Genomic DNA, 5,379 nt, shown 5'->3' with positions numbered 1-5,379 from the left:
ATAACATCAACCCCCCGAGCTGGGGGCGCCGGTGGGCCGGCGGGGGGGGGCGCCGTTCGGGGAGGTGCAGCCTGCCGCGGTGGTGGCGTTGGCCGTTGCGGCGGGGGTGCTGCTGGTGCTGGTGGTGGTGTTGGTCCTCAGCGCGATCGATCCGTAGCGGAGCGGTCAGTGGGTGGCGCGGTCAGTGGGTGGCGCGGTCAGGGGGCGGCGCGGTCGTCCAGGACCATTTGTCCGGCGTCCACCAGGATTTGGCGGGCTCGGCGGCGGACTCGGCAGTCGTCGACCGTGCAGCACATGTGCAATTGCATGGCTTGGTGGGATTGTTCGGGCGTGAGTTCGCCCGGGTCTGTCGTGCAGTCGAGGATGTACATCATCAGGTCCGCCGGAATCAGCGCGAGGGGCACATTAGGGCCAGCGTAGCGAGAATCGCCGGTCATGCGAGCCGTTTCGAGTCGCCGAAGATCGAGAGGTGCGCCCGGCTCGGGGACGAGTGTGTCCAGAGTTGTCAGGGCTCCGGCTCTCACCGGGCGCGCCTACAAGCACAGCAGGCGCGAGGCGGAAATGTCAGGCAAAGGCGGCAGATACTCGGAACTTTTCCGAAACCGCCAGGTCAGCATTCATGACGCATGGCAGCATCGTTCACAGTGACCGAAAATCAGCTTCGCGGGGGAGGATTCGATGTCAGAGCACGGTTCCACACTGCCGCGCCGCCAGCTGGGGCGATACCTGCGTGAGGGTCGGATGGAGTCCAATCTGACCATTGCCGAGGCGGCTTCGCTCATGGAGTGGAGTGAATCGAAGTTGCAGCGTCTGGAAACCGGCAATGCCGAGAAGATCCGCGTGCTCGACATCCGGGAACTGTGCCGTATCTACGATTTCGACGACGAATTCACCGCGGCGTTGGTGGGACTGGCACAGCAGTCGAACGTGAAATCGTGGTGGCACGAATACGACAGCCTGGTGCCCGAGGGCTTCGACATGTATGTGGGCCTGGAATCCTCGGCGTGCACCCTCATTTCCTATCAACCCGATCTGGTGCCCGGATTGCTCCAAACGCCGGATTATGCGCGCGTTCTCATCGCCGATTACTGGCCGGATGCTCCCCGTGAGCAGATCGACCGCCGTCTCCAGCTGCGCGTGCGTCGTCAACACCTGCTGACCCGCAAACGCAGCCCCGCGGTCTTCGACGTGGTGCTGCACGAAACCGCGTTACGCAGGGTCGTCGGCACGCCGCGCATCATGTCGGCACAGTTGCGCCGCGTGGCCGATATGAGCACGCTGCCGACGATTACTGTTCGTGTACTACCCTTCTCCGCAGGCGTCCCGTCGGGGCATACCGTCGGGCCGTTCGTGATTCTGGAATTCGGCCGGGACCCGCGGCACAGGCCGGTCGACCCGACCGTGGTGTATCTGGAGAACTATCTCGGCGACCTCTACCTGGAGAAGCAGGCGGCGGTCGACCGGTACCGCGAGGCGTACCACGCGCTCCAGCACGCGGCGTTGGACGAAGCGAGCAGTAGAGACCTCTTGCGGAAGGCAGCGAAGGAGTACGTGACGTGAACGTCGAGCGGTCCGGCGCGCGGTGGTTCAAGAGCACGCACAGCACCGGCGCGAAGGAATGCGTGGAGATCGCGTTCCTGGCGGGCGTGGTCGGCGTGCGCGACAGCAAGCATCCGGCCGGACCGGCATTGATGTTCACGCCCGCCGCGTGGGAGGGGTTCACCGCCGCGGTGACGGCGGGCCGATTCGACCACTGATCGACCGCTGAGGCGCGACGCTCGCGGCCCCCGCACCGATGGAGCGGGGGCCGCGAGAGTTCGGTTCAGCCGAAGAAGGCAGCCGCCTCGTTGTAGCGGTCCGGCGGCACCAGTTTGAGCTGCTTGGTGGCCTCCGACAGCGGCACCAGCTCGATCTCGGTGCCGTGCAGGGCGACCATCTGCCCGAAGCGGCCCGCGTGCACGGCCTCGGCGGCATGGACGCCGAAGCGGGTGGCGAGGACGCGGTCGTAGGCGGTGGGCTGACCGCCGCGCTGCACGTGGCCCAGCACGGTGGTGCGGACCTCCTTGCCGATGCGGCGTTCGATCTCGGCGCCGAGCTGCTGGGCGACGCCGGTGAAACGGACATGGCCGAATTCGTCGATACCGCCGTCGCGCAGGGTCATGGATTCGGGCGCGGGATGCGCGCCCTCGGCGACCACGCAGATGAAATGCTTGTCACCGCGCTGGAATCGACGCTTGATCATATTGCAGACCTCGTCGACATCGAACGGCACTTCGGGGATGAGGGTCAGATGCGCACCACCCGCGATTCCGGCGTTCAGCGCGATCCATCCGGCGTGGCGGCCCATGACCTCCACCAGCATGACGCGCTGATGCGATTCCGCCGTGGTGTGCAGCCGGTCGATGGCCTCGGTGGCGACCGCCAGCGCGGTGTCGTGGCCGAAGGTGACGTCGGTGCAGTCGATATCGTTGTCGATGGTCTTGGGCACGCCCACCACCGGCACGCCCTCGTCGGACAGCCAGCTGGCCGCGGTCAGGGTGCCCTCGCCGCCGATGGGGATGAGCGCTTCGATGCCGTTGTCGTCGAGAGTCTGCTTGACCCGGCCGAGTCCGGCGCGCAGCACATCGGGATTGGTGCGCGCGGTGCCGAGCATGGTGCCGCCCTTGGCGAGCAACCGGTCGGTGCGGTCGTCATTGAAGATCTGGATCTTGCGATCCTCGAGTAGGCCGCGCCACCCGTCCTGGAAGCCGACAATCGCGTCGCCCCAGCGACCGTTCGCGGTACGAACGACAGCTCGGATGACCGCGTTCAAGCCTGGGCAGTCCCCGCCTCCGGTCAAAACTCCGATACGCATGCCGCCCATCTTGCCCCGTCCGCGCTACTCTGTGGGCCGCACCCCCGTGAACCGCTCGTTACGGATTGCCGTACCGCTCGGCACCGCACGATGTGATGCGCGGCTACGGCGGGCAGCCGCCTCCGGCGAGTTCCTCGAGATGCAGTTCGATCAGCCCCGCGAGCTTGGTGAGCAGGGCGGCGCCGTCGTCGAAGGAACCCGAATCGGGCGCGGCCGCAAGTGCGATGGCGATCTCCCCGCCGGTCACCGGGAGTAGCCCGAACTGACGCACCAGATAGTCGCCGCCGGTGTCGGGCCCCCAGCCGCCCTTGAACCGCGCGCCCTCCAGGGTGCCCAGCCCCCACCGCTGGCCGGAGCTGACCTTCCCCATGAGCGCGGTGACCGTATCGGCCTGCGGCAGGCAGGGCAGCCGGGAGGCGAAGCGCAACTGATCCGACAGCGACCATTCGGCCTGCCCGAAGGCCGAGTACTCCGAGCGCGGCGGCCGGGCGGGCACGGTGGTGGTCGCATCACCACCCTCGCGCAGCACGGCCTCCACCGCCTGCGCGGCCGTATCCGCTGATCCGAGCGACTGCCAGAGCATCTCGGCGGAGGAGTTGTCGGAGGCCGTGATCGCCGCGCTGGCCGCGCCGCTGTACCCCGGATTGTTGCGCAGCGCGGCCAGGGTCAGCGGCACCTTGATGGTCGACCAGGCCACACCGGTGCTCCAGTCGCCGAGGGTGACCTGCCGCTCACCACCCACGGCCATGACCGCCAAGCCCACCGTGCCCTGCAACGTGGCCTGCAATTCGTTGAAATCCCAGGCCAGCGAACCGGGAAGGGCGGCAACGAGTCCGGTGGTGGGCTTGACGGCCGTCGGTGTGGCACCGGTGGTTTCGGGCACCAGGGTGGGCTGGCTGCTGCAGGCGGACAACGCCAGCACGGCGGCCACCCCGGCCGCCCGCGCGAACCGGCTCCACCGCCGGTCGTGACGCGTCGATCGTCGTGGGGACCCGCCGCATCCGGCGCCGTCCCGGCTGTCCGACCATGGGACGTCCACCCCGTCTACCTCCATATCCCGGGCGTGGTGGGCGACTCGTCGATGCTCGACCACCGACTCCCGTCGATCGCAAGGATTCTGGTGCGTCGCCGCGCGGTGGTCAAATGCGGTTCTGACGCGCGGATTTCGGTGCGCGAGGCGGGATGGCCTCTCTGTGACATCCGGCGCCTCGGCATCCGGTGCGCCCGAGTGAGGAGGCCGCGGTGACGCGGCGTCACCGGGTCAGCGCACGCACCAGCCCCCGCGCAGTTCCTCGAGATGGTCGGCGACCAGCAGGGCCATGCGGTCCATCATGTCGGTGGCGTCGGTGAAGCCGCCCGAGGCGGGTTCGGCGGCCATGGCCACCGCCACCGGGCCCGACAGTGTCGGGATCAGGCCGAACTGCCGCACCGTGTAGTCGCCGGTGTCGTCGTCCGGACCCCAGCCGCCCTTGAACTCGGCGCCGATGAGTCGGCCCAGACCCCAGCTCTGGTCGGGTGTGATCTCGCCCATGAGCGAGATCACCGTATCGGCGTCGTCCAGACAGGGCAGCCGGGAGGCGAAGCGCACCTGATCGGTCAGTGTCCAGCTGGTCGCGCCGAAGGCCATGAGTTCGTAGGAGCCCACGGTCGCCAGTCGGGTGTGCCGGTCGGCGATATCGGTGACGGTGTCCCCGGCCTCGCGCAGCACCGACTCGACCGCGGTGGCGGCCTCCTCCGCGCTGCCCAACGAGTTCCAGAGCTGTTGTGCCGCATCGTTGTCGGAGAAAGTGATGGCCGCCTCGGCGGTGTCGAGCAGCCCTTCCGGATCGCGGCGCAGGGCCGCCAGGGCGATCGGCACCTTGATGGTCGACCACGCGATACCCGTGCTCCAGTCGCCGAGCACTGTCACCTCGCCACCGCCGACCGGCATGATCGCCATTCCCATGCGACCGTCCTGGCGAGCCCGCAGATCGGCGAAATCCGCTGCCAGGGAGATGGTTCGGGGCAGGCCGAACAGATCCGGCAGGTCCGGTGCGCCCAGTGAGCGATTCCCCTCCGCCGCCGGTAGGCCCATCGCGCGGTCCCCGCCGTCGGGCGCGATCTCCGCCGAATCGGCGGCGGGCACACCGGAAGTGCCGACCTGAACGGCACACGCCGACACCGCGAGCAGGGTGGCGAACACCACCGTGTTCCTCAGGGCCTTACGACAGATCCGAAACGGATCAGTAGACATACACCACCGCGTTCTCTCCACCGGTGCAGGTCACCAATTTCCCTGCGGCCGTGCAACTCATCGGGTACGAGCGACCGGTCACCGGACTCACCGCGACCACCGTAGCCGTCGTTCCCGGGGTGTCGCCCGCCGCGTCGGCGTAGGCCCGGCGCACCTCCTCGGCGAACGGGCAACTGGTGACCGAGGTTCCGGTCGCCGAGGAGGCGTAGCCGCCCAGCGACCCGAAGACCGAGGGGCACGGCGTCGCACCCGCGGGCAGCTGCACCGTGGTCGGCGTGGTCGTGGTGGTGGG

At 68.3% G+C, this 5,379-nt stretch carries 6 protein-coding genes and 1 pseudogene; 2 read left to right on the top strand and 5 right to left on the bottom strand.

Annotation, left to right across the window (positions count from 1 at the left end; genetic code table 11):
* Nucleotides 1-197: 197 nt before the first annotated feature.
* Nucleotides 198-404 carry a hypothetical protein gene (locus QK444_RS32010; RefSeq protein ID WP_148310451.1) on the bottom strand — a complete coding sequence of 69 codons (207 nt, stop codon included), beginning with the start codon at nt 402-404 and terminating at the stop codon, nt 198-200.
* A 274-nt stretch (nt 405-678) separates the two neighbouring features.
* On the opposite strand from QK444_RS32010, the gene QK444_RS32005 reads away from it, so the two are divergent.
* Nucleotides 679-1,560, top strand: a complete 882-nt coding sequence (locus QK444_RS32005; RefSeq protein ID WP_282785802.1) for a helix-turn-helix transcriptional regulator — start codon at nt 679-681, stop codon at nt 1,558-1,560.
* Nucleotides 1,557-1,757 (top strand): DUF397 domain-containing protein, encoded by a 201-nt coding sequence (locus tag QK444_RS32000; protein ID WP_029930680.1) that lies wholly within the window; start codon nt 1,557-1,559, stop codon nt 1,755-1,757. The genes QK444_RS32005 and QK444_RS32000 overlap by 4 nt, the downstream gene beginning before the upstream one ends.
* Before the next feature lie 65 nt (nt 1,758-1,822).
* On the opposite strand, the gene QK444_RS31995 is transcribed toward QK444_RS32000, so the two are convergent.
* The 4 genes and pseudogenes from QK444_RS31995 to QK444_RS31980 form a co-directional block, all read right to left on the bottom strand.
* Nucleotides 1,823-2,854 (bottom strand): ATP-dependent 6-phosphofructokinase, encoded by a 1,032-nt coding sequence (locus QK444_RS31995; RefSeq protein WP_029930679.1) that lies wholly within the window; start codon nt 2,852-2,854, stop codon nt 1,823-1,825.
* 103 nt (nt 2,855-2,957) lie between these two features.
* Complete coding sequence (locus tag QK444_RS31990) at nt 2,958-3,776, bottom strand: hypothetical protein (protein WP_282785801.1); 819 nt, start codon at nt 3,774-3,776, stop codon at nt 2,958-2,960.
* 339 nt (nt 3,777-4,115) lie between these two features.
* On the bottom strand, nt 4,116-5,039 hold the full coding sequence (locus QK444_RS31985; protein ID WP_282785800.1) for a hypothetical protein: 924 nt from the start codon (nt 5,037-5,039) through the stop codon (nt 4,116-4,118).
* 37 nt (nt 5,040-5,076) lie between these two features.
* A pseudogene (locus tag QK444_RS31980) lies at nt 5,077-5,379 on the bottom strand (hypothetical protein); the annotation flags it as partial.

The organism is Nocardia sp. CC201C, from assembly GCF_030010695.1.
Lineage (GTDB): Bacteria > Actinomycetota > Actinomycetes > Mycobacteriales > Mycobacteriaceae > Nocardia > Nocardia otitidiscaviarum.
Note: the sequence above shows the minus strand (reverse complement) of the source record. Positions and strands in the feature narration are given on the sequence as shown.

Coding starts and splice junctions, on each gene's coding strand:
- QK444_RS32005 (WP_282785802.1), top strand. CDS start 679: ATGTCAGAGCACGGTTCCACACTGCCGCGCCGCCAGCTGGGGCGATAC.
- QK444_RS31995 (WP_029930679.1), bottom strand. CDS start 2,854: ATGCGTATCGGAGTTTTGACCGGAGGCGGGGACTGCCCAGGCTTGAAC.